Annotated in this window: 25 protein-coding genes and 1 tRNA gene; 11 read left to right on the top strand and 15 right to left on the bottom strand. The window is 72.7% G+C overall.

The genetic code is table 11. The features are described 5' to 3' along the window. Nucleotides 1-93: 93 nt before the first annotated feature. Complete coding sequence (locus tag ACIPN7_RS26890) at nt 94-735, bottom strand: hypothetical protein (protein ID WP_400549761.1); 642 nt, start codon at nt 733-735, stop codon at nt 94-96. A gap of 98 nt (nt 736-833) precedes the next feature. On the opposite strand from ACIPN7_RS26890, the gene ACIPN7_RS26895 reads away from it, so the two are divergent. Continuing rightward, a complete protein-coding gene (locus ACIPN7_RS26895; protein ID WP_400549763.1) occupies nt 834-1,532 on the top strand; it encodes a hypothetical protein in 699 nt (232 codons plus the stop codon). A gap of 7 nt (nt 1,533-1,539) precedes the next feature. Here the strand turns inward: ACIPN7_RS26895 and ACIPN7_RS26900 are convergent, their stop codons facing one another. The 6 genes from ACIPN7_RS26900 to ACIPN7_RS26925 form a co-directional block, all read right to left on the bottom strand. Next, nucleotides 1,540-1,842 (bottom strand): hypothetical protein, encoded by a 303-nt coding sequence (locus ACIPN7_RS26900; RefSeq protein WP_400549765.1) that lies wholly within the window; start codon nt 1,840-1,842, stop codon nt 1,540-1,542. A 267-nt stretch (nt 1,843-2,109) separates the two neighbouring features. Further along, nucleotides 2,110-3,690, bottom strand: coding sequence for an aldehyde dehydrogenase family protein (locus ACIPN7_RS26905; RefSeq protein ID WP_400549767.1), 1,581 nt, complete (start codon nt 3,688-3,690; stop codon nt 2,110-2,112). Next, nucleotides 3,681-4,823: a mandelate racemase/muconate lactonizing enzyme family protein gene (locus tag ACIPN7_RS26910; protein WP_400549769.1), complete on the bottom strand. Its 1,143-nt coding sequence runs from the start codon at nt 4,821-4,823 to the stop codon at nt 3,681-3,683. Before ACIPN7_RS26910 ends, ACIPN7_RS26905 begins: the two co-directional genes overlap by 10 nt. After that, a complete protein-coding gene (locus tag ACIPN7_RS26915) occupies nt 4,820-5,728 on the bottom strand; it encodes a dihydrodipicolinate synthase family protein (protein ID WP_400549770.1) in 909 nt (302 codons plus the stop codon). The genes ACIPN7_RS26910 and ACIPN7_RS26915 overlap by 4 nt, the downstream gene beginning before the upstream one ends. Continuing rightward, complete coding sequence (locus ACIPN7_RS26920; protein ID WP_400549772.1) at nt 5,725-7,080, bottom strand: MFS transporter; 1,356 nt, start codon at nt 7,078-7,080, stop codon at nt 5,725-5,727. Before ACIPN7_RS26920 ends, ACIPN7_RS26915 begins: the two co-directional genes overlap by 4 nt. A gap of 189 nt (nt 7,081-7,269) precedes the next feature. After that, nucleotides 7,270-7,932, bottom strand: coding sequence for a GntR family transcriptional regulator (locus ACIPN7_RS26925; protein WP_400549774.1), 663 nt, complete (start codon nt 7,930-7,932; stop codon nt 7,270-7,272). A gap of 69 nt (nt 7,933-8,001) precedes the next feature. Here ACIPN7_RS26925 and ACIPN7_RS26930 point away from each other — a divergent pair, with 69 nt between their 5' ends. The 3 genes from ACIPN7_RS26930 to dinB all read left to right on the top strand — a co-directional run bounded on the left by ACIPN7_RS26930 (nt 8,002) and on the right by dinB (nt 10,910). Continuing rightward, entirely contained in the window at nt 8,002-8,616 is a 615-nt protein-coding gene (locus ACIPN7_RS26930; RefSeq protein ID WP_400549776.1) for a GNAT family N-acetyltransferase, read from the top strand. A 53-nt stretch (nt 8,617-8,669) separates the two neighbouring features. Further along, nucleotides 8,670-9,572, top strand: a complete 903-nt coding sequence (locus ACIPN7_RS26935; RefSeq protein ID WP_400549778.1) for a DUF1963 domain-containing protein — start codon at nt 8,670-8,672, stop codon at nt 9,570-9,572. Nucleotides 9,573-9,653: 81 nt separating this feature from the next. Next, complete coding sequence (gene dinB / locus ACIPN7_RS26940) at nt 9,654-10,910, top strand: DNA polymerase IV (protein WP_400549780.1); 1,257 nt, start codon at nt 9,654-9,656, stop codon at nt 10,908-10,910. A gap of 9 nt (nt 10,911-10,919) precedes the next feature. On the opposite strand, the gene recQ is transcribed toward dinB, so the two are convergent. From recQ to ACIPN7_RS26960, 4 genes are all read right to left on the bottom strand, one after another. Continuing rightward, on the bottom strand, nt 10,920-12,806 hold the full coding sequence (gene recQ / locus ACIPN7_RS26945) for a DNA helicase RecQ (RefSeq protein ID WP_400549782.1): 1,887 nt from the start codon (nt 12,804-12,806) through the stop codon (nt 10,920-10,922). Between the two features lie 46 nt (nt 12,807-12,852). Then, entirely contained in the window at nt 12,853-14,019 is a 1,167-nt protein-coding gene (locus ACIPN7_RS26950) for an aminotransferase class I/II-fold pyridoxal phosphate-dependent enzyme (RefSeq protein ID WP_400549784.1), read from the bottom strand. A gap of 129 nt (nt 14,020-14,148) precedes the next feature. Further along, nucleotides 14,149-14,601 (bottom strand): hypothetical protein, encoded by a 453-nt coding sequence (locus tag ACIPN7_RS26955; protein ID WP_400549786.1) that lies wholly within the window; start codon nt 14,599-14,601, stop codon nt 14,149-14,151. A 59-nt stretch (nt 14,602-14,660) separates the two neighbouring features. Continuing rightward, on the bottom strand, nt 14,661-15,095 hold the full coding sequence (locus ACIPN7_RS26960; protein WP_400549788.1) for a hypothetical protein: 435 nt from the start codon (nt 15,093-15,095) through the stop codon (nt 14,661-14,663). Nucleotides 15,096-15,273: 178 nt separating this feature from the next. On the opposite strand from ACIPN7_RS26960, the gene ACIPN7_RS26965 reads away from it, so the two are divergent. Both ACIPN7_RS26965 and ACIPN7_RS26970 read left to right on the top strand, forming a co-directional pair. Further along, on the top strand, nt 15,274-16,092 hold the full coding sequence (locus tag ACIPN7_RS26965) for a DUF427 domain-containing protein (RefSeq protein ID WP_400549790.1): 819 nt from the start codon (nt 15,274-15,276) through the stop codon (nt 16,090-16,092). Nucleotides 16,093-16,177: 85 nt separating this feature from the next. Then, nucleotides 16,178-16,924: a phosphotransferase family protein gene (locus ACIPN7_RS26970; RefSeq protein ID WP_400549792.1), complete on the top strand. Its 747-nt coding sequence runs from the start codon at nt 16,178-16,180 to the stop codon at nt 16,922-16,924. On the opposite strand, the gene ACIPN7_RS26975 is transcribed toward ACIPN7_RS26970, so the two are convergent. After that, nucleotides 16,899-17,798 (bottom strand): helix-turn-helix transcriptional regulator, encoded by a 900-nt coding sequence (locus ACIPN7_RS26975; protein ID WP_400549794.1) that lies wholly within the window; start codon nt 17,796-17,798, stop codon nt 16,899-16,901. The genes ACIPN7_RS26970 and ACIPN7_RS26975 overlap by 26 nt on opposite strands. 101 nt (nt 17,799-17,899) lie before the next feature. Between ACIPN7_RS26975 and ACIPN7_RS26980 the strand changes: the two genes are divergently transcribed. Further along, nucleotides 17,900-18,826: an SDR family NAD(P)-dependent oxidoreductase gene (locus tag ACIPN7_RS26980; protein ID WP_400549796.1), complete on the top strand. Its 927-nt coding sequence runs from the start codon at nt 17,900-17,902 to the stop codon at nt 18,824-18,826. 176 nt (nt 18,827-19,002) lie between these two features. Beyond that, a tRNA-Leu gene (locus tag ACIPN7_RS26985) sits at nt 19,003-19,087 on the top strand. On the opposite strand, the gene ACIPN7_RS26990 is transcribed toward ACIPN7_RS26985, so the two are convergent. The 3 genes from ACIPN7_RS26990 to ACIPN7_RS27000 all read right to left on the bottom strand — a co-directional run bounded on the left by ACIPN7_RS26990 (nt 19,069) and on the right by ACIPN7_RS27000 (nt 21,684). Further along, nucleotides 19,069-19,620 carry a hypothetical protein gene (locus ACIPN7_RS26990; RefSeq protein WP_400549798.1) on the bottom strand — a complete coding sequence of 184 codons (552 nt, stop codon included), beginning with the start codon at nt 19,618-19,620 and terminating at the stop codon, nt 19,069-19,071. The two genes, ACIPN7_RS26985 and ACIPN7_RS26990, sit on opposite strands and share 19 nt — an antisense overlap. Nucleotides 19,621-19,887: 267 nt before the next feature. Beyond that, nucleotides 19,888-21,207, bottom strand: coding sequence for an MFS transporter (locus ACIPN7_RS26995; RefSeq protein ID WP_400549799.1), 1,320 nt, complete (start codon nt 21,205-21,207; stop codon nt 19,888-19,890). A gap of 30 nt (nt 21,208-21,237) precedes the next feature. Continuing rightward, nucleotides 21,238-21,684, bottom strand: coding sequence for a DUF2255 family protein (locus ACIPN7_RS27000; RefSeq protein WP_400549801.1), 447 nt, complete (start codon nt 21,682-21,684; stop codon nt 21,238-21,240). 71 nt (nt 21,685-21,755) lie between these two features. Between ACIPN7_RS27000 and ACIPN7_RS27005 the strand changes: the two genes are divergently transcribed. The 3 genes from ACIPN7_RS27005 to ACIPN7_RS27015 all read left to right on the top strand — a co-directional run bounded on the left by ACIPN7_RS27005 (nt 21,756) and on the right by ACIPN7_RS27015 (nt 23,757). Then, nucleotides 21,756-22,655: a helix-turn-helix domain-containing protein gene (locus ACIPN7_RS27005; protein ID WP_400549803.1), complete on the top strand. Its 900-nt coding sequence runs from the start codon at nt 21,756-21,758 to the stop codon at nt 22,653-22,655. 87 nt (nt 22,656-22,742) lie between these two features. Then, nucleotides 22,743-22,991: an alcohol dehydrogenase catalytic domain-containing protein gene (locus ACIPN7_RS27010; protein WP_400549805.1), complete on the top strand. Its 249-nt coding sequence runs from the start codon at nt 22,743-22,745 to the stop codon at nt 22,989-22,991. A gap of 4 nt (nt 22,992-22,995) precedes the next feature. Further along, nucleotides 22,996-23,757, top strand: coding sequence for an NAD(P)-dependent alcohol dehydrogenase (locus ACIPN7_RS27015; protein ID WP_400549807.1), 762 nt, complete (start codon nt 22,996-22,998; stop codon nt 23,755-23,757). The last annotated feature ends 36 nt before the right edge of the window (nt 23,758-23,793 follow it).

The following is a 23,793-nucleotide window of genomic DNA, read 5'->3' on the forward strand; positions in this document are numbered from 1 at the left end:
TGTCGGCGGCGCCGGATTGCCTCGATGCAGACCAGCGGCAGGAAAGAGTTTTCCCAGCCGTCCCCTGTGCTGTCAAGGCGGCCCCGGCAGCTTTCACCCGCCGTCGGCCACGACCTCCCGCACCCAGGTGTCGCCCTCCGGGCGGAAGCCCACGCCGCGCAGGTACGCGTGCTCGCCCGGCGCGGCCCGCGGCACGACGACGCGGTCGAACCCCTTGGCCGCGAAGATCCCGCTGCGCCGGTACACGAACTCGCCGGGCGTCAGGTCGCGGAACCGCATGGACACCCAGTCGAGCTCCACCACGCCCGCGCCGTCCCCGGCGTCGCGCACCTCCACCACGCCCACCGTCTCGTCGCCGCGCTGCACCAGGAACGCCGAACGCTCCTCACCCGGCTCCGGCTGCGCCACGAAGTCCGGGGCGAAGGTCGCGATGTCGGCCGCGTGCGTGCGCAGCACGTGCAGCAGGTACGCGTCGTCCGGCGCCACCTCCACCACCTCGTACACCGCGGCGTCGTGGCGCTCGCGGTTCAGGCGGCGCAGCCAGTAGACGTTGATGAGGCTGATCGCGGCGTTCATCGCGAAGAACGGCCAGATCCCGAGGACCGCGTTGTACGCGGTGGCGATCAGGGAGCCGGTCAGGTTGAGCCAGCGGAAGCGGAACACCCGCGCCTGCGTGAGGGACAGCACGACGAGCGCGGAGCCGACCCAGCCGGCGATCTCTAGCCAGGGGAACATGCCCTGACTCTAGGCGGGCGGGGCACGACCCGAGCCCTTCCCGTCGTGCGCCGCGGCGAAGGCCGGTCCGGATCCGGTCAGCCGCTACGCTCTGGCCCGTGCAGCATGTGTGGCAGGCGCCCGTCCCCGGCCTGTTCCTCGGTCTCGTCTGGATAGTCTCGAAGCCTGGCCCGGTCTTCATACCCAATTGGGAGGACGAACGGGCCCTGGCTTTCGACCGTCCCGTATTCGTGATCGACCCGCGCGCCGATTCGCTCGAGATCCAGCGGATCCGGGCACGGCTCGACGAGCTGGGGCAGGTCGCCCGGAGGTGCTTCGGATGGTCCCGTGCGGCCAACGCCCTTGTCTGCGCGGTCCCGGTGGTCCTGGCAGTCGTCTGGTGGTGGGCGAGCGGGTCGGCGGAACCCGGCACAGCCCCGCTCACGGAGGTGGTCCTCCCCGTGACCATCGCCTACTCCCTCGTCGCGATCGCGTTCGCCATACCCCGTGACCGGCTCACCAGGCAGGCGGTCCGGCGAATCGCCGAGTTCAGGTCTCCCGGAGTCCTCCGGAGCTCTTGGCTCGGTCGTGACCAGTTCGCCCGTCGGTTGATCGCACGCATCGAGGAGCGTTCTGCAGGCGAGCAGCGACAGGTCACTGAGATCCTGTGGCGGATCGTCGGTGCGGAACAGGCACGTCGGGTGTACCTCGACTCCGCGGAGGTGTTCGACGAAGCCGAGTTCGCGGTGCTCCGTGGTCAGGTCGAGAGCGCTGAGCGTGACCTGCGCGCATGGGCAGGAGCGGCAGCGATCACCTGAGAATCTCTCACCACGACCAGCCGCGCGAGCTGAGCTCCAGCTCCTCCCGGAGCCGCTCGTCCGCGGCCGAGCGTTCGCTGGCGCGCAGCGGGTCGGTGTCCGTGGGCAGCTCGGCGAGGCGGCACGCCTCGCGCAGCAGGGCGTCGTAGGCGTTCTGCACGGCGAACCAGTGGTGGGCACGGGCGTAGAGGCTTGGGTCCTCCTCGACGCGGCGCAGCTCGGTCGCGAGCTGCCCGAGCCGGGCCTGCAGCCGCAGGGTCACCAGCGGGTCAGGAGCGGGCTTCGGGCGCGTCAGGAACGACCAGACCATGGGTGTCACCGCCACGTCGTCGTCGCGGAAGGGGTTACCCCTCCAGAGTAGGTCCGCGCGACGGCCACGGCTATCCCGGCGACGGGGCCGCCCGCCGCCGCGGACGCGCCGATCCACCTGCCCCCGCCAGGACAGGTGAATCGGCTAGACTTCACGCAGACTTCCGGCGCGAGAGCGCCGGCGGGATCCGAATGAGACAGCGGATCGAGCGGCCCCACGGCATCCACAGCCGCGGGGCCGCTTGTTTTTCGATCGTGTCCGGCCGGCTCACACCCCCGGCAGCACCAGCTCCCCGTCGACGCGGACCGGGACGACCGGCGCGCCGTCCCGCAGCTCCGGCGGCAGGGCGTGCTGCGGCGCCTGCTGCCACGCGAGCGGACGCAGGAACCGGCGGATCGCCGTGGCGCCCACGGACGTGTGCAGCGAGTTGGTCGACGGCCACGGCCCGCCGTGGTGCTGCGCCCAGGCCACGGCGACGCCGGTCGGGTAGCCGTCGTAGAGCACACGTCCGGCCCGCGCCGCGAGCGCGGCCCGCGCGGCGGGCAGGTCCAGGTCGGCCGCGCCACCCGTGAGGACGCTCGCGGTGAGCGACCCCTCCACCTGCTCGACGACGGCCACGGCCTCGGCCTCGTCCGCGTACCGCACGACGACGGCGAGCGGCCCGAAGCACTCCTCGACGAGCCGGGCCGTCAGCTTCCCGGCCGGGACCTCGAGCAGCGCGGGCCGTGTCGTCGTCGGCGCGTCGGCGGGCGCCGCCGTCCGCGTCGCCGCGGCGGGGGCACCCTGCGCCCGCACGACGGCGTCGGCGGCCCGCGCCGTCAGCCCGCGCCCGTAGGCGTCCGCCATGCCCGCCGTCAGGGCGGGCAGCGCCGGCGCCGTGTCGATCGCCCGCGCGAACGCGTCGACCACCCGGTCGCCGTCCGCACCCGCCGGCACCAGCACGAGGCCGGGCTTGGTGCAGAACTGGCCGCCGCCCTGGAGCACCGAGCCGGCGAGGCCCGCCCCGTACTCGTCGGCCCTCTCGCGGGCAGCGGCCGGCGTGACGAGCACCGGGTTGATGCTGCTCAGCTCCCCGTAGAACGGGATCGGCGCGGGACGCGCCGCCGCGGCGTCGGCCAGCGCCCGCCCGCCGGCGAGCGACCCCGTGAACCCGGCCGCGCGGATCGCCGGGTGGGACACGAGCGCGACCCCCGCGTCGAAGCCGTGCACCAGCGCGAACGTGCCCGCGGGCGCGCCGGACCCCGCGACGGCCCGCCCGGCGAGCCGCGCCACGCGCTCCGACGTGGCGGGGTGCCCCGGGTGCGCCTTGACGACCACGGGGTTGCCCGCGGCGAGCGCCGACGCCGTGTCGCCGCCCAGCACGGAGAACGCGAACGGGAAGTTGCTCGCGGCGTAGACCGCGACCGGGCCGAGCGGCACCAGCATGCGGCGCAGGTCGGGGCGCGGGCCCATGGGGGTGTCGCCCGCGTGGTCGATCGTGGCCTCCAGGTAGGCGCCGTCGCGCACCACGCGGGCGAACGTGCGCAGCTGGTACGCCGTGCGGGTGAGCTCACCGCCGAGCCGGTCGGGGCCCAGGGCGGTCTCGCGGTCGGCCTCGGCCACGAGGGTCTCGCGGTCGGCGTCGAGCGCGTCGGCGAGCGCCTGAAGGAGCGTGGCTCGCCGCTCGCGCGGCCAGGCGGCGAGCTCGGGGGCCGCGGCGGCGGCTCGCCGGGCGACGTCGTCGAGGCCGTCCGGGGTGGTCTCGACGACGTCGAGGTCGCGGACCGCGCCGGTCCGGGCGTCCCTGCTGCGCACGGGACTCGCGCCCGGGCCCGTACCGGGCGCGGTGCCGGGTGTCGTCACATCCATCCCGTCGACCCGTCCCTCCGCACCGGGACCTTGCGCTCCCAGTGCACCCAGTCGTCGTGCGCCAGCGCCGACTCGTCGATCTCGATGCCCCAGCCGGGCCGGTCGGGCCGCAGCTCCAGGTGCCCGTCGACCGGCACGTACGGGTCGTGGCACCAGGAGACGTCGTCGGGCTTGTACTCCAGGATCGAGAAGTTCCAGGTCGCGGCCGAGAAGTGCACGTTGGCCGCCGTCGCGAGCGGCCCCAGCGGGTTGTGGGGTGCGACCGGGACGTCGTGCGCCTCGGCGAGCGTGGCGATCTTGCGCATCTGGGTGAGCCCGCCGACCACGCAGATGTCGGGCTGGACGATGTCCGCGCCCTGCACGCTCAGCAGGCCGAGGAACTCGTTCGGGGAGTACAGCGACTCGCCGGTGGCGAGCGGCACGGCCATCTCCGCGCGGATCCGGCCCCAGGCGGGCAGGTACTCCGGGCGGATCGGCTCCTCCAGGAACATGGGCTCGTTCGGGGCGAGCGCCGCGGCCAGGTCCACGGCCTGGCGGGGCTCCCACAGGCAGCCGTGGGCGTCGAACGCGAACTCCCACTCGTCGGGATGGTTCGCGCGGATCTCGCCGAACCAGTCGCCGAGCTCGCGGGCGACCAGACCGAACCGCGACCCGAGGTCGCGGCGGTAGGGGCTGAGCTTGAAGGCGTCCACGCCGTGGTGCTCGTGCAGCGCGGCCGTGCGGTCGCGCAGCTGCGGCACGTCGGGCGCGTCGTACAGGCCCGCGTAGACCCGCACCCGGTCACGGACGGCGCCGCCGAGGAGCTGGTAGACGGGCACGCCGAGCCGCTTGGCGGCGATGTCCCACAGGGCGTGGTCCACCGCGGCGATGGCCGCCAGCCCGAGCGCCCCCTGCGGGAACCGGGCCGACTGGTGCAGGAGCTGGTTCACGTAGGCGACGCGGGAGGCGTCGATGCCCGCGATCTGGTCGGCGAGGTACTCGATGATCGCGGGGTAGGCGAGGTCGGGGCCGTGGTTGTAGATCTCGGCCCAGCCGTCGATGCCGTCGTCGGTGGTGATGCGCAGCAGCACGCGGGGACGGTTCCCGACCCGCTGCAGGTAGGTGGTGAGCCGGGCGATCGTCGTGCCGGTCATGCCGCAACCTTCCAGTCGTCGAGGATCCGCGCGACGGCGGCGCGGTCGGGCTCGGCCAGCGTGGTGCTGGGCGGCCGGACGGACCGGTCGCACAGCCCCATCTGGTGCATGGCCTCCTTGACCACCGAGACGTTGTCGGCCGACCGGTCGCGGGCCCGCAGCTGCTCGAACTCCCGGATGCGACGCCAGACGGCGGCCGCGCGGGCGGCGTCGTCCTGCCGGAGGGCGTCCAGCAGCCCGAACGAGACGTCCGGGGCGACGTTGACCAGGCCCGAGGTGAACGCGCGGGCTCCGGCCTGCCACGCCGACGGCGCGTACGACTCGGCCAGCCCGGCGATCCACAGCAGGTCGGCGTCCGTGTCCTGCACGGTCTCGGCGAACGCGACGGGGTCGGGCACGGAGTACTTGATCCCCACGACGTTGCCCGCCTGGTGCGCGAGCGCCGCGATGTCCGCGCCTCGGATGGCGGGGGAGCTCACGTACGGCAGGACGGCGAGGCCGGGCACCGCGTGCGCGACGGCGGCCGTGTACTCGACCCAGCCCTGCCGCGACATGTACGGGAGCACCGGCTGGTGCACCATGACCGCGTGCGCGCCGAGCTCGGCGGCCGCGCGTGCCTCGGCCTGCGCCGTGGCCGGGTCCAGCCCCACACCGACGACGACCACTGCGCGGTCGCGGGCCACCTCGGTGACCGTGCGGGCGACGTCGGCCCGCTCCCGCGGGGTCAGGGCGTAGAACTCGCCGGTGTTGCCGTTGGGCGTGATCGCGCCGAGCCCGGCGTCGACCAGGCGGCCGGCGAGCCGCCCGGTCAGGGCGAGGTCGACGGCGCCGTCGGGCGCATAGGGGACGACGGGGATGCCGACGACCGTCCGCAGGCGTTCGACGATGTCGTGGTACCCGGTCATGATGCTCCGTTCTGACGGGTGCCGGTCCGCAGGGATCCGGCGGGGTCCTGCTGGTCGGCGTCGGGCCGGCCGTGCTGCTGCTCGACGGGCTTGATGTGCACCCAGAAGCCGTAGATCGCGGCGCTCACGAGGCAGCTGACCGCCGCGAGGACGAGCGGCCAGAGGTAGGAGCCGCCGGACGCCGTCAGGGCCAGCCCGATCGCGATCGGGCTGATGAGGTTGCCGAGCTGCGAGCCGAAGTTCTGGAAGCCGGCCAGCGAGCCGACGCGGTCGGGGCTGGGGGAGACCTCGGCGGGCAGGCTGAGGATCGCGGCGCCCGCGAAGGAGTGCGCGGCGCTGGAGACCGTGAGGACCACCATGAGCACCACGTTGCTCTCCACGAACGGGCTGAAGCCGATGCACGCACTGAGCACGAGACCGGAGATGATCGGCACCTTGCGTGCGATGTTCGGGGACAGGCCGCTCGCGAGCATGCGGTCGGAGACGATCCCGCCCAGCACCGTGGACCCGATGCCGATCACGGCGGGCAGCGCGCCGACCATGCCGAACTCGGCCTCGGTGAACCCGCGCTCGTTGAGCAGGTAGCTGGGGTACCACGTGAGGAAGAACGCCCCGGCGAGCGACCGGAAGACGTAGCCGAGCATGAGCGCCCAGGTCTGGTTGTCGCGCAGCAGCGTGCTCCAGCGCACCTCCTCGCCGCTGTGCCGCACCATCTCGGCCTGGTCGGAGCGGATGTACTCGAGCTCCTCGGGGTTCACCCGCTTGTGGTTCTGCGGGGCGCGGTAGATGGCGAGCCAGCCCACGATCCAGAGCAGGCCCACGGCGCCGATCACCACGAAGGTCCACCGCCAGCCGGCGAAGACCGCGATCGACGTGACGATCGGGATCGAGAGGGCCGAGCCGATCTGCTGGCCCATGTCGAACAGGCTGGACGCGAAGGCGCGCTCCCGGCGCGGGAACCAGGTGGAGACCACCTTGATGTTCGCCGGCTGCACCGGCGCCTCGCCGATGCCGAGGCCGAGCCGGAAGACGATCAGGCTCGTGACACCCGTCGCGAAGGCGGTCAGCGCCGTCCAGACCGACCACCAGCCCACCGCGATGGGGTAGATGACGCGCGGACCGAACTTGTCCAGGAGCCAGCCCGACGGCACCTGGAACAGGGCGTAGGTCCAGAAGAACGACGACAGCAGCACGCCCTGCACGGCCGGGCTGATGTGGAAGTCCTCCGAGATGAACGGCAGCGCGACGCTGAGGGCGGCGCGGTCGAGGTAGGCGATGGTCAGGCCGAGCGCCGAGAACGCGACGATCGTCCAGCGCATCTGGCTGCGCCGCGCACGGGCTGCGACAGCCACGGGCTGCTTTGTACTATTGAGCATCGTTGCTCCTTCATCGAGTGACGTGCGTGCTCCGCCATGGAGCACTCGTTCCAGAGGTGCGGCCCGGGAACTTGGCGGTGAACGGGCTGCACCTCGTCTGCATCGCCGCGCGTGCGGACGCCGGGCCCTCGGGCCCGCCGGCGCTCGCGGCGCGGGTCCTGAGGGTCAGGCGGTCGCACCTCCCTGGTGGAGCCGGTCGAGGAAGCCGGCGATGTGCCGGCGGGTCAGGTCCGCCGCGCGGTCGGCGTCGCCGGCCGCGGCAGCGGCAAGGATCTGTGCGTGCTCCTGCGCCTCGTCGCGCCAGCTCGGCTGCTTGGCCCAGGTGGTGACGGCGGCGAGCGCCGTCTGGTCCCGCAGGCCCTCCAGCATGCCGATCAGGATCGTGTTGTCGGCCGCGGCCCACAGGGCCGCGTGGAACGCGCGGTTGGCGAGGCTGCGCTGCGCCGGCTCGGTCACCTCGGCCGCCCGCTCCAGCGCCGCGCGCGCGGCGGAGGTGTCCATGCCGCGCAGCACGCTGCGCCGGGTCGCCTCCGGCTCGAGCAGCAGCCGGGTCTCGTAGATGGCGACGGCGTCGGCCTGCGTCAGCTCGCGCACGCGCACCCCGACGTAGGGCCGCACCACGACGAGCCCGCTCATCTCCAGGGTCTTGAGCGCCTCGCGGACCGGGGTCTTGGACATCGCCAGCTCCTGGGCGAGCTCCGCCTCGACGAGCGCCTGCCCGGCGGCGAGCCGGCCGCTGAGGATGCCCTCCTTGATGGTCGCGAGCGCGTGCTCCGTCCGCGAGGGGAGGGAGATCGGGGCGGGGGGCGTCGTCGGCACGTCGTACATCATATATGACGCGCGGGTGTGATCGGGAAATCGCTGGGTTCCGGCGGCCGGACCTGAAACTCTCGTGGCATGGACCTCGACGACACGACCGGCCCCGTGCTGTCCGAACCTGCTCCGGACGGCGACCTGCTGGGCGGCGTGCGCGACTTCCTGCGCGGCTTCGAGCGGCGCCAGGCGGAGCGGGTCGTCGAGTTCCCGGGCGGGTTCGCGGTGCTCAGCCCCCGGTACGCGGCGTCCCACGACCACAACAAGCTCTGCTTCCGGGGTGCTGTCACGGCCGACGACCTGGCGGACATGGAGCGGGGCGGCTGGCGCGGGGCCCTCCCGGACGCGTCGCCTGAGGTGGTGGAGCAGCTCGTGGACCGGCGCCGTGCGCGGACGCGCGCCGCGGACGGCGTGGTGTTCCTGGCTGTGCGAGCGGGCGGTGAGGTCGTCGCCCGCGCCGACCTCTACCTGGACCCGGCCCGGGGCCTGGCACAGATCGAGGACGTCCTGACCGAGGAGGGCCACCGCGACCGAGGCTACGCCCAGGCCCTGCTTCGCGACGCCACCCGGCGCGCCCACGAGGCAGGGTGTGCCACCCGGTTCCTGCTCGCCGCGGCCGACGACTGGCCCCAGGTGCTCTACGGGCGGCTCGGGTACAGGGTGATCGGGAGCCGGCACCTGTTCGCCCGGACCGCCTGAGCCCCGGACCGCCTGCCCCGGGGCGTGTCAGACCCCGTCCGTAAACTCCCGATATGTACATATATGAAGGGGAAACGGCCGGGCCGGAGCCGGGCTGGGAGTTCGGCGCCGGGGTGCTGCCCGCGTCCGTCCGGAAGCTGCCCGCCACCACGCTGTGGTGGCTGGACCGGTTCCGGGAGCAGGCGCTCGACCGGGGGGTCCCGGCGGCCGACGTCGACCGGTGGCTCGGGCTCGCGCGCCCGGTGCTGCGGACGGCGCCCGACGGCGGCGGCCCGGTCGTCGGCCGGTTCGGCACCCCCCTGCTGCTCCCGCCGGACGTGCCCACACCCGCCACGGTGTACGGACCCGACCGCTCCGACGAGTACCAGCTCATCGTGACGCTCGACCTGGCGGCGATCCCGCCGGGAGCCACCGACCTGCCGCTGCCGCCCGACGGCCACGTGCTCCTGTTCGCGAACGTCGAGCTGGAGGACGAAGTCCTGCCGGGCGGCGCCGTGTACGTCCCGGCGGGAGCGCCGGTCGAGGAGCGGGAGAGCTCGCCGGACTACGAGCCCTACGAGTACGACTCACCGGAGGAGCTGGACGAGGCCCTGCGGCGTGCCCCCGACTTCCGCCTGGTCCCCGGCGTGTCACTGCCCTCCTGCCCGCTCGACTCCGAGAACAGCGCCTTGCACCCCCACGCGGAGACGCTGCAGGACGTCTGGTCCGAGCAGTCCGACGAGGGCGGCGAATGGCAGCTCGGCGGCCACGCCTACGACTTCGACGGTTACGGGGACCCGGCCGGCGGCTCGGCGTTCCAGCAGCCCGGCGAGCAGTGGTCCCGCCCGGAGGACTGGGTCGTGCTCGCTCAGTGGGTCGGGGTGCCGATGGGGATCCTGTACTGGACCATCACCCGCCAGGACCTCGAGGTGCGCCGCTTCGACCGCGTCGTCGTGCAGATGTACGCCAACCCCTGACCGGCTCGGCGCCAGGCATGCGGCGCCGAGGATGTGGCGCCGGCACGCGATTTGGAACAGGTGTTCGAGTAGAATGCTGTCATGTCAGTGCCCGGCGCCACGATCCTGCACGCCGACCTCGACGCGTTCTACGCGTCGGTCGAGCAGCTGCTGGATCCTGACCTGCGCGGACGGCCGATCGCCGTCGGCGGCGGGCCGCGCGGGGGAGTCGTGCTCGCGGCCTCGTACGAGGCCAAGGCCTACGGGGTGCAGGGCGGGATGCCGGGCTGGCGCGCGGCCCGGCTCTGCCCGGACCTCGTGTTCGTCCGGGGTCACTTCGGGGAGTACCAGCGGCTCGGCGACGCAGTGATGGCCGTCCTGGCCGACGTCACGCCGATCGTCGAACGGATCTCGATCGACGAGGCCTTCCTCGACGTGTCCGGGGCGACCCACCTGTTCGGCCCGCCCGTGGCGATCGGGGCGCGGATCCGCGAGCGTGTCCGTGCCGAGGTGGGGCTCCCGATCTCGGTCGGGGCGGCGCGGACCAAGCACCTCGCGAAGATCGCCTCCCAGGTGGCCAAGCCGGACGGCCTGGTCGTCGTCGACCCCGGCACCGAGCGGACCTTCCTGGACCCGCTGCCCGTCAGCCTGATCTGGGGCGTGGGGCCCGTGAACGAGCAGCGCCTGGCGGACCTCGGCATCCGGACGATCGGCGAGCTGGCGCGCACCCCGTCGACCGCGGTCGAGCACATCCTCGGGCATGCCGTGGGGCACAAGCTCAGCGCCATGGCGCAGGACGAGGACCCGCGCCGGGTCGTCACCAGCCGCCGCGCCCGCTCCGTGGGCGCGCAGTCGGCCCTGAGCCGGCGCCGGCCCGAGCCGGACGACGTGCGCGCGGTCCTGGCGCACCTGTCCGACCGGGTCTCGCGGCGGCTGCGGGCCAAGGGGCGCGCGGGCCGTACCGTCACGGTCGCGGTGCGGTTCGCGGGCATGCAGCGGGCGACGCGGTCCCTCACGCTGCCGGTGCCGATGTCCGCCACGCTCACCCTCACCGAGGTCGCGGTGCGGCTCGCCTGGTCCGCGATCGACGACGTCGCACCGTGCGAGATCACGCTGCTCGGCGTCTCCGTCTCGAACATCGCGGACCAGTCGGCGGTGCAGCTCGAGCTCGACCTCGACCCGCCCGACCCGTGGCGTCCTGGCTCCACGCCGGGCGCGGCGCGCAGCGCCGTCGACGAGTCGATGGACGCGATCCGCACGCGGTTCGGCGGGGACGCCGTCGGCTACCTCCCCGTGGTGCTGCGCCGCGGCGGGGCCGTGCCCGACGAGTTCCGCGAGCTCGCCGAGCACGACCTGTGAGTGAGGGCGTCACTCGGGGGAGCGCAGCGCCGCCAGGATCCCCTCGCCGTAGCGGTCCAGCTTGGCCTGGCCCACGCCGCTGATGCCGCTCAGCGCGTCCAGGTCGCCCGGCCGCTCCGTCGCCACGGTGCGCAGCGTCGCGTCGTGGAACACCACGTAGGCGGGCACGCCCTGCTCCTTGGCGGCCGCCGCCCGCCAGGCGCGCAGCCGCTCGAACACCTCCTGGTCGCCGTCGGACAGCGCCACGGCCTCCGTCTTCGCGCCCCCGGACCGCGACGACCGGCGCGCCGCGCCCGCCGCCGGGGCCGGGTCGCGCCGCAGCCGCACCTCGCGCCGTCGGCCCAGGACGTCGCCGCTGGTCTCGGTGAGCAGCAGCGTGCCGTGGTTCGAGTCGACCTCCAGCAGACCCTGCGCCAGGAGCTGGCGCGCCACGGACCGCCACTCGCCGTCCGACAGTTCTTCGCCCACGCCGAACACCGTGAGGCTGTCGTGCCCCCACTGCGTGATCTTGGGCGTGGCCTTGCCGCGCAGGATGTCGACGACGTGTCCCACGCCGAACCGCTGGTTGCGCTCGCGGTCCAGCCGGAACACGGCGGACAGGAGCTTCTGGGTGGGGACGGTCCCGTCCCAGGCCTCGGGCGGGTTCTGGCAGGTGTCGCAGGCCCCGCAGTCCCCGGGGTGCTGCTGGCCGAAGTAGCGCAGGAGCTGGGCGCGGCGGCACTCGACGGTCTCGCACAGGGCGAGCATCGCGTCCAGGTGGGACGACAGCCGGCGGCGGTGGGCGAGGTCGCCCTCGGACTCGGCGATCATCTTGCGCTGCTGGACGACGTCGGCCAGCCCGTAGGCGAGCCACGCCGTCGAGGGCAGGCCGTCGCGCCCCGCGCGGCCCGTCTCCTGGTAGTAGCCCTCGACCGACTTGGGCAGGTCGAGGTGCGCCACGAACCGGACGTCCGGCTTGTCGATGCCCATGCCGAACGCGATGGTCGCGACCATGACGACGCCGTCCTCGCGCAGGAACGTCGCCTGGTTGGCCGCGCGCACCGGCGCGGGCAGGCCGGCGTGGTACGGCAGGGCGCGGATGCCCTGGTCGGTGAGCTGCTGGGCGGTCTTCTCGACCGACGCGCGCGACAGGCAGTACACGATCCCGGCCTCGCCGGGGTGCTCGGTGCGCAGCAGGTTGAGCAGCTGTCGCAGCGGGCTGTCCTTGGGCGCGACGCGGTAGGTGATGTTGGGGCGGTCGAAGCTGGCCACGAAGTGCCTGGCCTCCGCCAGGCCCAGGCGGTCCGCGATCTCCTCGCGGGTGTGCTGGGTGGCCGTCGCGGTCAGTGCGATGCGCGGGACGCCGGGCCAGCGCTCGGCCAGCGCGCCGAGGCGCAGGTAGTCCGGGCGGAAGTCGTGGCCCCACTGGGACACGCAGTGCGCCTCGTCGATCGCGAACAGCGCGATCGTGCCCTGGTCGAGCAGCCGGGCCGTGGACTCGACGCCGAGCCGCTCCGGCGCGAGGTAGAGCAGGTCCAGCTCGCCCGACCGGTAGGCCTGCTCCACCCGGCGGCGCTGGTCCGCGTCCTGGGTCGAGTTGAGGAACCCGGCGCGCACCCCGAGGGCCTCCAGGGCGTCCACCTGGTCCTGCATCAGGGCGATCAGGGGCGAGATCACCACGCCGGTGCCCCGCCGCACGAGGGCCGGGATCTGGTAGCACAGCGACTTGCCTCCGCCGGTGGGCATGAGCACGAGGGCGTCGCCGCCGTTCGTCACGGTGTCGATGATCTCCTGCTGTTCACCGCGGAAGGCGTCGTAGCCGAACACCGTGCGCAGCACGTCGAGCGGCGTCGGCGCCAGGTCGAGCGCCGGTCCTGTCACGTCGAGCTCGGGCGAGGCGGCGTCCGGAGGAGTCATGGCCGCCAGTGTGCCAGGGGACGCTGACACGAGCGGGGACGGGCGCTCAGCGCGGCGCCAGCTCGCGCAGGGCCGGCAGCGCCCGTTCCAGCATGGCTCTGGTCGCGGTCAGGCTGATCCGGAAGTGCCCGGCCCGGTCGAAGACGCTGCCGGGCAGCACGAACACGCCCCGCCCGGCGAGCGCGGTGACGAAGGCGGGCGCGTCGCCGCCCGGCGCCGCGCTCCACAGGTAGAACGTGCCCTCGGGCACGGTGAGGTCGTAGCCCGCCGCGCCGAGCGCGGCGACCATGAGGTCGCGGCGTCGCTGCAGCTCGCCGACGTCGATCGAGACGGTCTCGAGGGCCGGCACCGCGTACTGCATGAGGGCGTCGGGAAAGCCCCAGCCGAGTCCCATCTGCAGGGGGAGCAGGGCGGCGCGCAGCTCGGTGCGGACGCCGTCGGGGATCAGGGGCGAGAGCGCGAGGTAGCCGAGGCGCTGCCCGGGGGCGAGCAGGACCTTGCCGTAGCTGTAGTCGACCAGGGTCCAGGGGTAGCAGGCCGCCGGGCTCGTGAAGCCCACGCCGTCGAACCGGATCCGGCGGTACGGCTCGTCGGACAGCAGCCAGATCCGGCGGCCGTGACGCGCGGACGCGGCGTCGAGCACGCTCGCCAGCTCGACCAGCCGGTCCCGGGTGTAGATGCGGCCGGTCGGGTTGGCGGGCGAGTTCACGACGACGATGCGGGTGCGCGGCGTGATCGCCCGGGCGACGGCCTCGACGTCCAGGTCGAACCCGTCGGCCGTCAGCGGCGCGCGGACCGGCACCAGGTTGGCCGCGCGCAGCATCGGGGCGTAGAACCAGCCCGGCTCGGGGAACACCACCTCGTCACCGGCGTCGGCCACGAGCCGGAACGCCAGCGCGATGGCGCCGAACGCGCCCTGGGTCATGGCCACGTCGTCCGCGTCGAACGGGAGGCCGAGCTCGCCCTGCAGCCCCTCCGCGATCGTCTCCCGCGCGGGGGCCAGGCTGGTCTTGTAGGCGAACCAGTCCACGGCGCGGGGTTCGAGGTTCGTGCGCAGGGCGTCGACGAGGCCCCGCAGCGGCATCTCGTGCGGGTCGCCGAAGGTCAGGTCGACGACGTCGCGCTGACCGTCCATCGCGCGCAGCGAGACGAAGAAGGACGTGACAGGCTCGATGGCGTCCTGCGCTGCTCTGGCCCGGTCGGACAGCTCCATGCCGCGGCTCCTCTCGCGAGATGCGGCCGCCCCCCGATGTTCCTCATGATGCCCCCGAACCGCCGGGTGCACACGGCGTGCCGCTCGGCGTGTCGCGTGGTGTGGCGAGCCCTGCCGGCCCGGTCCTGCCTACCGGAGCCGGCCCAGCTCCCCGGGCAGCAGCGTGAACGTCCGCTCGTGCGCGACGCGGGCGTGGTGGGTCATGTACCCGGCCACGGGCCAGGGGGCGGTGACCTCGGTCGTCTCCGCGAGCAGGGCGCCGTCGCCCGACGCCGTCGCCCGGGTGACCGTGCGCAGCGTGCAGCCCGGCGCGGCCCGCACGGACGACGTCAGCAGGTCGTCGCCGGCCCGCACCATGCGGGCGGGGAACCTGATCGTGTACCGCAGCGGACCGAGCCGGGGCCGCTCGACGACGTGCCAGTCCTGCCACGGCCCGTCCGGGCCGGCGCCGTTCGCGACGACGTCGGCGGACACCAGGTAGGGGTGCAGGCCGCGGTGCCGGGTGAGGTCCGCCAGGAAGTCGATCGCGGCGCGCGGGCCGACGGGGACGGACGTGCTGAGCTCGAACCTGAGGGTGGTCACGGCAGGATTGTGGCGCACGGCCAGGGGCCGGTCACGCGCGACTCGTACCACCCGGTCCGTCAGGCCCGGCGCAGGTCGTCGTACGTGGCCAGGGGCACCAGCCCCGACGCCGCCGCCGCGATGTCGCGGTCGCCCGCCACCAGCACGTCGGCCTGCAGGGTGGCGACGGCGAGGTACTCCGCCTGGCCGGTGTCGTGCCAGCCGAGCTGCCGGGCGATCTTCCACGCCGTCGCGCGCGAGACCCGGTCGCCCAGCAGCCGGACCTTGAGTGTCGCCACCCGTTCGAGCAGCGCCCGCGCCGTCTTCTCGTCGAGGAGCCCCGCGTCGGCGTCGCGATAGAGGATCGACATGGCGTGGCTGCGCAGCGCGGCCGGCGCGACCAGCGGCAGGTGGGCGCCCGCGCCGGGATCCTCGCGCACCAGGCGCAGCGCGGTGACGGCGTCGATGGCGAACCGCGTCCTCCGGCCGGCGCCGTCCTGGTCCGGTCTGTTCATGGGTCCAGGAAACACCCGACCACTGACACTCGTCCGGCGGCGCGCCTCCTGGGTACGGTGTCCCGCCCGGCCGGGACGGTCACGCATCGGGGCGCTCGCCGGTCAGGTGGGCAGGAGTGGTGCGCGAGATCCCCCGGCCGGCGGGGACCGTGACGGACGACGAGAGGTGGCGGACAGGATGAGCGACATCGTGCAGCGGGAGACCGTGCGCAGGGACGCGGCGCAGGGCGAGATCGTGCGCAGCGCGGTCGCGATCCAGCCGGGCACGGCCGAGCCCGGTTCGGTGCGGGTACGTGCCTACCAGGCGGGAGCGCTCGTCGCGGACGCGGACCCGCCGCTGCTGGTCTGGGAGCACCGCTTCTACCCCCAGTACTTCTTCGCCCCCGGCGAGCTGAGGGTCGGGCTGCGCCCAGCGGGCCCCGGTCGCCGGTCCAGGAGCCTCGGGCCCAGCGAGCTCTTCGACGTCGTCGTACCGGACGGCGTGGGGGAGACGGTGCTCGCAGGCGCCGCCCTGCGCTACCCGCAGGCCCCGCTCGCTGCCCTGCGCGACGCGGTGACGCTGACCTGGTCGGCCTTCGACACCTGGCTCGCCGAGGAGGAGGTGATCCACACCCATGCCCGCGACCCGTACGTGCGGGTGGACGCCATGCCGTCGAACCGGCACGTCCGGGTGGTGGCGGGCGGGGAGGTGGCCGCCGAGTCGCGCCGGCCGGTCGTCCTGGTCCAGACCGGGCAGCCGCCGCGGTACTACCTGCCGCAGGTCGACGTGCGGATGGACCTGCTCACGCCCACCGACACGGTGAGCTACTGCGCGTACAAGGGCACGGCGGCGTACTGGACGCTCGGCATCGGCGACCTGCGGCTGCGCGACGTCGTCTGGGGCTACGACACCCCGCTGCGGGAGGGGCTGCGGATCGCCGGGATGGTCTGCTTCTGGCAGGAGAAGAACGCGGACCTGGAGGTCTGGGTGGACGGCGTGCGGGTCGGCCGGCCGTAGACCGCTCGGCGTCGGCGCGCCGCCGCCACGCCGTCGTCAGGAAAAACCGGCGAGATCGGCGGCCGGTTCCGCCAGGATGGCCGCCATGGACGAGGTGGAGGTTGTCGTCGCCCACAGCCAGCGCGCGACGCTGCGCGTCGGCGACGTGTTCCTGAAGGTCGACGGCGACCCGGCACACGCGGACGTCGAGATCCGGGCGATGGCCCTGGCGCCGGTGCCGACCCCGGCGATCCTGTGGCACGAGCCGCCCGTGCTCGCGATCGCCGCCGTGCCGGGGACGGCGCTCGGCGTGCTCGGTGAGCCGTCCGCCGCGTCGCCGGCGGCGTGGGCCGCGGCGGGTGCCGCGATACGGAGGCTGCACGACGCGCCGCCCCCGCCGTGGCCGGGGCGCAGGCTCGACGACGTCGCGGCCGAGCTGGAGCGCGAGTGCGCGTGGCTGCTCGCCAACGCCGTCCTGCCCGAGGAGGTGATCCGGCGCAACCGCGAGATAGCCGAGCGGGCTCTGCGCCCGTGGCGGCCGGCGTTCGTCCACGGCGACCTGCAGATCACCCATGTGTTCGTCGACGGCGACGACGTCACCGGCGTGATCGACTGGTCCGAGGCCGCGCCGGGCGACGCCATGTTCGACCTGGCCATCCTGACCCTGGGGCACGAGGAGCGCCTGGACGACCTGCTCGCCGGCTACGGTCCGGGTGCGGACCGGGACGTGATCCGGGCCTGGTGGTCGCTGCGCAGCCTGACGGCGTCGCGCTGGCTGGTCGAGCACGGCTTCGACCCGGACGCGCCGGGGTGCGAGTTCGACGTGCTCAGGTCGCGGATGCGGGAACCGTAGGGCCGACGGCGCCGCCGGTCTCCTGGCCGCTCGGTGCCTGGTCGCTCATCGCCTGGTTGCCGAGGACGATCGCGAGCGCCAGCCGTTCCGCGTCCTCGGTGCCGGGCTCGCAGGAGTAGACCATGATCCGCAGGTCGTCCCCGGCGACCACGAGGGTGTCGCAGTCGATCCGGATGCGTCCGACCTCGGGGTGGTCGACCGTCTTCAGCTTCGCCGGTGCCTCCTGCGCGGTCAGGTCGATCGCCTCCCAGAGGCGGACGAACTCGGCGCTGCGCGTCCGGAGGTCCGCCACGAGCCGGCGGATGCGCGGGTCCCCGGTGTAACGCGTCGCCGTCAGCCGCAGGTCGGCCACGAGGTTCGCCACCAGGTCGGCCTCCTCCTGCGGCGAGTGGACCACGCGTGACGCGGGTCCGAGCAGGTGCCGCCAGACCGCGTTGCGCTCCGGCCCGCGCCACGCGGTGGTCCGGCCCATCAGGGCGTCGTAGGCGGCGTTGGCGGTCACGAGGTTCCACATCGCGTCGAAGATGACCACGGGGTGCCCGTCGAACCGGTCGAGCAGCCGCTGCACGCTGGGGGTGATGCGGGTGGAGACCAGGCCGTGCCCCGGGGCGGTCAGGCCGGCGAGCCGGAACAGCAGCTCGCGCTCGGGCTCGCTGAGCCGGAGCCCCCGGGCGAGCGCTTCGACGACCTGGTCCGACGGCGCGGTGGCCCGCCCCTGCTCCAGCCGCGTGAGGTAGTCGACGGAGATGCCGGCGAGCTGGGCCAGCTCCTCGCGGCGCAGCCCCGTGGCGCGCCGACGGGTGCCGACCGGTATCCCGGCCGCGTCGGGCGAGACGCGGTCGCGCCAGTGTCGTATCGCTGGTCCGAGCTCCATCGCTCCAGTCTGCGCTCTGCCCGCGCGCTTGTGGTGGCCCTGCCGGTCCTACGACAGGCCGACGACTGCCCGCCGCCGCCCGGCCGACTCATGATGGCGGCATGACAACCTCGACCACCGGAACCGTGCTCATCACCGGACCGACCGCCGGCCTCGGCCGGTCCGCGGTGCTGGCCATGGCGAACCGCAGCCCGCAGCGCCGTCCCGACCTGCTCCTGGTGGGGCGGCCAGGTCCACGACTCGACGCGATCACCGCGGAGGCCCGGGCAGCGGGCGCCACCGCCCACGCCATCGGGGCCGACCTGGCCGGCCTGGCCGACGTCCGCGCGGCCGGCCGCGCGGCAGTACGCCTCCTGGCGGACGGCGACGTGCGGCCGTTGCACGCGATCATCGGGAACGCCGGGGTGTCCGCGGCGGACACCCGCACCGCGTCCGCGGACGGGTACGAGCTGACCTTCGCGATCAACCACCTGGCGCACGCCCAGCTCGTACGCGACCTGGCGGGCGCGCTCGTGGCGCCCGCCCGGATCGTGCTGCTCGGCTCCAACACGTACTACCTGAACACCCCGCGCCGTCTGCTCGGCGTGCCGCCCGCCGAGTGGCGCGACCCGCTGGACCTCGCGCGGCCGGGCGCCGCCGACACGACGCCCGGTCCCCGGGACGCGGGCGCCGCCTACTCGAACTCCAAGCTCGCGATCCTGTACTACGCGCACGAGCTGCAGCGCCGTCTGCCCGACGGTGTCAACGTGTCGGTCTTCGAGCCGGGGTTCATGCCCGGCAGCGGCCTCTCGCGCGAGCACGGGCCCGCGCTGCAGCGGGTCGGGCGCGCGATCGGGCGCATTCCCGGCGTCTCCACCCCGGAGCGCTCGGGTCCGCTGCTGGCGGCCGTGGCCCTCGATGACCGCTGGGCGCACCTGCGCGACGGTGCGTTCGTGGTCAAGACCGCCGAGCGCGAGGTGGAACCGTTCGCGCGGGACCGTGCACGCGAGGAACGGTTGTGGGAGGTCACGGAGCGACTCCTGGGCTGATGCGCGGGGCGCGGCGGCCTGGTCCGGGCAGCCTGTCACCGGAGCTCGGGCCGGGTCCGAGCGGCGTGGTCCCGGAGCGGCCCAGGTCACACGCTTTTCGATTCGGACCCGACCCGTTCTGCGTGCTATGTTTTTCCACGCACCGGGAAGGCGGAAACGCCGAGAACGGTCCACCTGTCCGGGTGGCGGAATGGCAGACGCGCTAGCTTGAGGTGCTAGTGCCCTTTATCGGGCGTGGGGGTTCAAGTCCCCCTCCGGACACTTTTATCCTCACGCCCTGGTGTGACCAGGGACGATACGCTGAGTACGACCTTCGATGCCGCGGCGTCGAAGTTGATCTGAACGCCGAGTGCCTCGTAGAGGTCTCGGCGTTCTTCGTCTGTGGCGCGGTGCAGCACCTTGAGGGAGCCGCCCACGATCTCCATGTCCTTGGTGAGTTGCTTGAGATCTACCGCCTCGACGGGGGCCTTGGCGTCAGCCAACCGTCCGTCGAGCGTCTTGAGCTCAGCCTCCTTCGTGACCAGCGAGGCGGTGATCGCCTGCGAGGTCACTCCGCTCGCGAGGATGCCCACGAGATTGTCGATCTCTTTCTTCTTCTCGGCGACCTGTTCGCGGAGCGTGGCAAGGCGTGCGTCCGGTTCGGCTGCCTCGCCGGCCATCACTGCCGCGAGCGCGGCGGGGTCCTTGAAGATCTCGAAGAGGTAGTCGTCGAGGACCGGGAGCAGGAGTCCTTGGTTGAGGGTCGCTACCGGGTGCTCGACCAGGCCGGCGGGCAATGCTCGCTTCTTGCCCACGTCGCAGCGGTAGAGCACGCGTCCGGTGCCATCCTTCTTCTTCGAGGCGTGGAAGAGTGCTGAGAGTCGGCATCCGCAGTAGGCGCGGAAGCAGCGTCTCGCGAGGGGGTAGACGCGGCCGGACTTACGGGGGCTGGATCACCGGGCAGGACATCGAGGTCTCGGGGGGCCAGAACCTCTGAGCTGCGGCAGGGTAGGCGCTCTCCCGCTGCTGGCCGGAGAGCGCCCACCCGAGCGACGATCAGACGTGAGGTGTCGGTGCCTGCGCTAGACGGCGCTCATCGCGTACCCGTCGGCCGCGGCCCGCCTCGCGCTCCTCGTCGCGCGGTGGAGGAGCGCGATGATCACGATGCCGAGCGTGACCACCCCGATGATCCCGAATTGCGCCTGTCCGAACGCGGTCGCGTAGATATCGGCGTTGCCCGGCTCACCGGAAGCGATCCGGTTGGCGAGGTCCGGCCGGTCAACCTCCCTCGCCACCAGCGCGCCCATCAGCGCCGCGTAGCCGCCGACCGCCACGGTCTCACCGCCGAGACGGAGGAAGTTCAGCACGCCGGACGCCGTCCCACTGAACTGCGCGGGTACCGCGCCCATCGCCTCGCCGTCGACGAAGCCGAGAGGCAGGCCCATCGAGACGCCGAGGAGCACGAGCGGCAGCACGAGCCAGCCGATCGGAAGCGATGGCGAGACGAGGAGCAGGAATGCGTTGCCCGCGAGCATGCCGCCGAGGGCGACATACACGAGGGTCATGACGGAGATACGACGGCTGCGTGCGAGCAGTCGGACGCCCAGAGCGGGGAGGAACAACACGGGTGCGGTCATGATGAGCATGACCAGACCCGATGCCCCCGCCTCGAGCCCCCAGACGCCGCTCAGCGCGACGGGGAAGTAGGTCAGCATCGTGACGAATCCGAAGGCCTGGACAACGGTCAGCAGGCTGAGCGCCAGGAAGTACGGCTCGCGTAGCACCCGGAAGTCGAGCAGGCGTGCGCCTTCGACGCGATCGTGCCGGATGTGCGGGATGGTGCCGCTCAGGAGCAGCGACGCGGTCACGGCGATGCCGAACGCGACGAAGACTCCCCGCCATCCGAAGGCGGAGGTCAGGAGCCCGGAGATGACCGGCCCGAAGGCGATGCCGATGCCGAGTACGGTGCCGAGCAGCCCGAAGGCCTTGGCCCTGGCCTCCGGGACGAAGGCGTTGCCGAAGATCGCGGCCGCTGAGGTGAACATCGCGGCTCCGGCGATGCCCGCCGCGATGCGCGCGACGTCGAGGACGAGCAGGTTCGGTGCCAGTGCGCTGACGATCGAGGCGGCGATCGTCACGACGGCGCCGATGATGAAGGTGGTCTTGTAGCCGATGCGGTCGCCGACGACGCCCCAGACCAGCGTGAAGATCGTGAACGCGGCATTGAAGCCGTTGACGACCCACTGCAGCGGGCCGGGATCGGCACCGAGATCGGCTGCGATCGAGGGCAGGGTCACCGCCGTTCCGGCGATCTGCCCGGGAACGGTGAAGACGGCGATGAGGAGAGCCACGAGCAGCAAGGGAGCTGCCTTGAGGCTCGGGATGGTCGGAGAGTATGCCATGGGAGAAGAACCTTTCTGAAAGCGGTGTATCTAGTGCTCGTCGGCTGCTGGAGTGAGCCGTAGAGTCAGGTGATGGACGTGCTCGCCGACCACGTCGCCCACGATCCGTGGGCCGAAGCGGTCGTACTTCGCGTGATACGCGGCGTCGACGAGGAACCCCTCGGTGTGGTCGGCAAGTTCGAAGCTCACCTCGCGTTCAAGGTCGCCCGCGCGGATCCGCCCCCGTCCTGCACGACGGGCCCGTCGGAACCAGGGGTTCTCAGGGCCGTAGGCCGAGCGGACGTAGACGCTGCCGTCGAGCGGCACCGCCCACACGGTCACGCCAGGTCGAAGCGAGCCGTCGGGCCGGCGGGATGAGACGCTGATCTCGTCGATGCGGCAGAGCTGTGCGAGCTCGGCGGGGGTCCACCGGGCAGTTTCCGAAGACGAAGTGGATGTCTGTGTCACGCAAGCCAGCCAACCCGCCCGCTTGCCCACGCGGGAGCCACAGACGTTCCCGGTAACGGCGGTACCTCCCTCCGGTGCGAGGCCGCGCGTAGCGTGTTCGTATGACCCATCAGCAGGACGTGCGCGAGTTCCTCAGCTCACGGCGTGCCCGCATCACACCGGAGCAGGCCGGCCTGCCGGCCTACGGGGGCGGCCGGCGAGTGAGCGGGCTGCGACGCGAAGAGGTCGCACTGCTCGCCGGAATGAGCGTCGACTACTACGTCCGCCTCGAACGTGGCAACCTGTCGGGGGCATCTGACGCGGTACTGAAGGCGCTCGGTCGCGCGCTGAAGCTCGACGAGTCCGAGTCCGCCTATCTCTTCGATCTCGCCCGGAAGGCGACAGGACCGGCCGCAAAGCCGCGCCGGACCCGAGCGCAGCAGGTGCGACCATCTGTGCAGCAGATCCTCGACGCGATCGTCGATCTGCCGGCGTGGGTGCGCAACGACCGTTACGACATGCTCGCCACCAACCGGATGGCCCGCGCGCTCCATGCGCCGATGCTCGCGGACCCGCGGAGCCCGGTGAACGTCGCCCGTTTCGTCTACCTCGATCCGGCAGCGAGGACCTTCTTCCCGAACTGGGATCGAATGGCCGACGAGAACGCTGCGATGCTTCGCCAGGAGGCGGCGCGCCATCCGCTGGACAAGGGCCTCACAGAGCTGATCGGCGAGCTGTCGACGCGCAGCGACGAGTTCCGGCAGCGCTGGGCGGCGCACGACGTCCGATTGCACCGATCTGGGACCAAGCGCCTGCATCACCCGGTCGTGGGAGACCTCGAGCTCAACTTCGATTCCCTGGACGTGCCGTCCGACCCCGGCCTGACGATGATCGTCTACACCGCAGCCCCGGGCAGCACCTCCGCTGACGCACTTGCCCTCCTGGGCAGCTGGGCAGCCGAGCAGGAGCGGACGACGCCTGCGACCGAGCGTGACGAGCGGACCGGGCGGCCCACCGGCTGAGCGATGGTTCCTTGGCCGCGAAGGGAGTAACGACAGAACCTCCCTCGCGGCGCGGCGGTGGGGTCGCGGATCATTAGCCTCGGGAACGTGAACGTCTACCGACTCGACCGACGCGGAAACCTCGACAACCTCCACCTCCACGACGAGGACATACCCGTGCCGCAACGCGGCGAGGTGCTGGTGCGCGTGCGCGCGGTGTCGCTGAACTATCGCGACCTCGCGATGGCCTACCGACGATTTTTCGCCGACGCACCCGACGGGCTGATCCCCGTCTCCGACGCAGCAGGTGAGATCGCTGCCGTGGGGCGAGGGGGTCACGCGCTTCGCGGTAGGTGATCGTGTGATCAACGTCTTCAACCCCCGATGGTTCGGCGGCCCGTACCCAGGCACCGAGCAGCACCAGTACGGCACCGCCCAGGACGGCTGGCTCGCCCAGTACAAGGTCGTCTCCGCGGAGCACCTGGTGCGGATGCCCGACGGGCTGACCTTCGAGCAGGCATCGACGCTCCCTTGTGCGGCGGTCACGGCGTGGAGTGCACTCGCCGGTCCTGTGCCCGTCTCGGCGCTCGACACGGTGCTCGTCCAGGGAACCGGCGGCGTCTCGCTGTTCGCACTGCAGATCGCGAAGCGGCTTGGTGCATGCGTGATCGCCACCACCTCAAGCGCAGCGAAGGAGGTCCGGCTCCTCGAGCTGGGCGCCGACGACGTGGTCAACTACCGAACCACCCCCGACTGGGGGTCGCGTGTCCGGGAGCTAACCGGTGGCCGCGGAGTCGACCGCGTCGTCGAGGTCGGCGGTGCAGCGACCTTCGCACAGTCGCTCAAGGCAGGGAACGAGAACGCCGAGCTCGCAATGATCGGCTTTCTCGGTCAGGGCGACTGGAACGTCGACTTCATGGACGCATTCGGCGGCGGCTTCGCCACACTGCGCAAGGTACGCGTCGGCAGCCGCCAGGACACCGAAGACCTTGTCCGTTTCGTCGCGCATCACCGGCTGGAGCCGGTCGTCGACAGCGTCCACGCCTTCGAGGACACGGTCGAGGCATGGCGTCGTCTGGACAGCGGCCAGGCGCTTGGGAAGGTCGTCATCTCGGTCACCTGAGTGAGACGGCATGCGGCACCGCGGGCGCAAGCCCGC

It is taken from the genome of Promicromonospora sp. NPDC090134 (genome assembly GCF_044746965.1).
GTDB lineage: Bacteria > Actinomycetota > Actinomycetes > Actinomycetales > Cellulomonadaceae > Promicromonospora.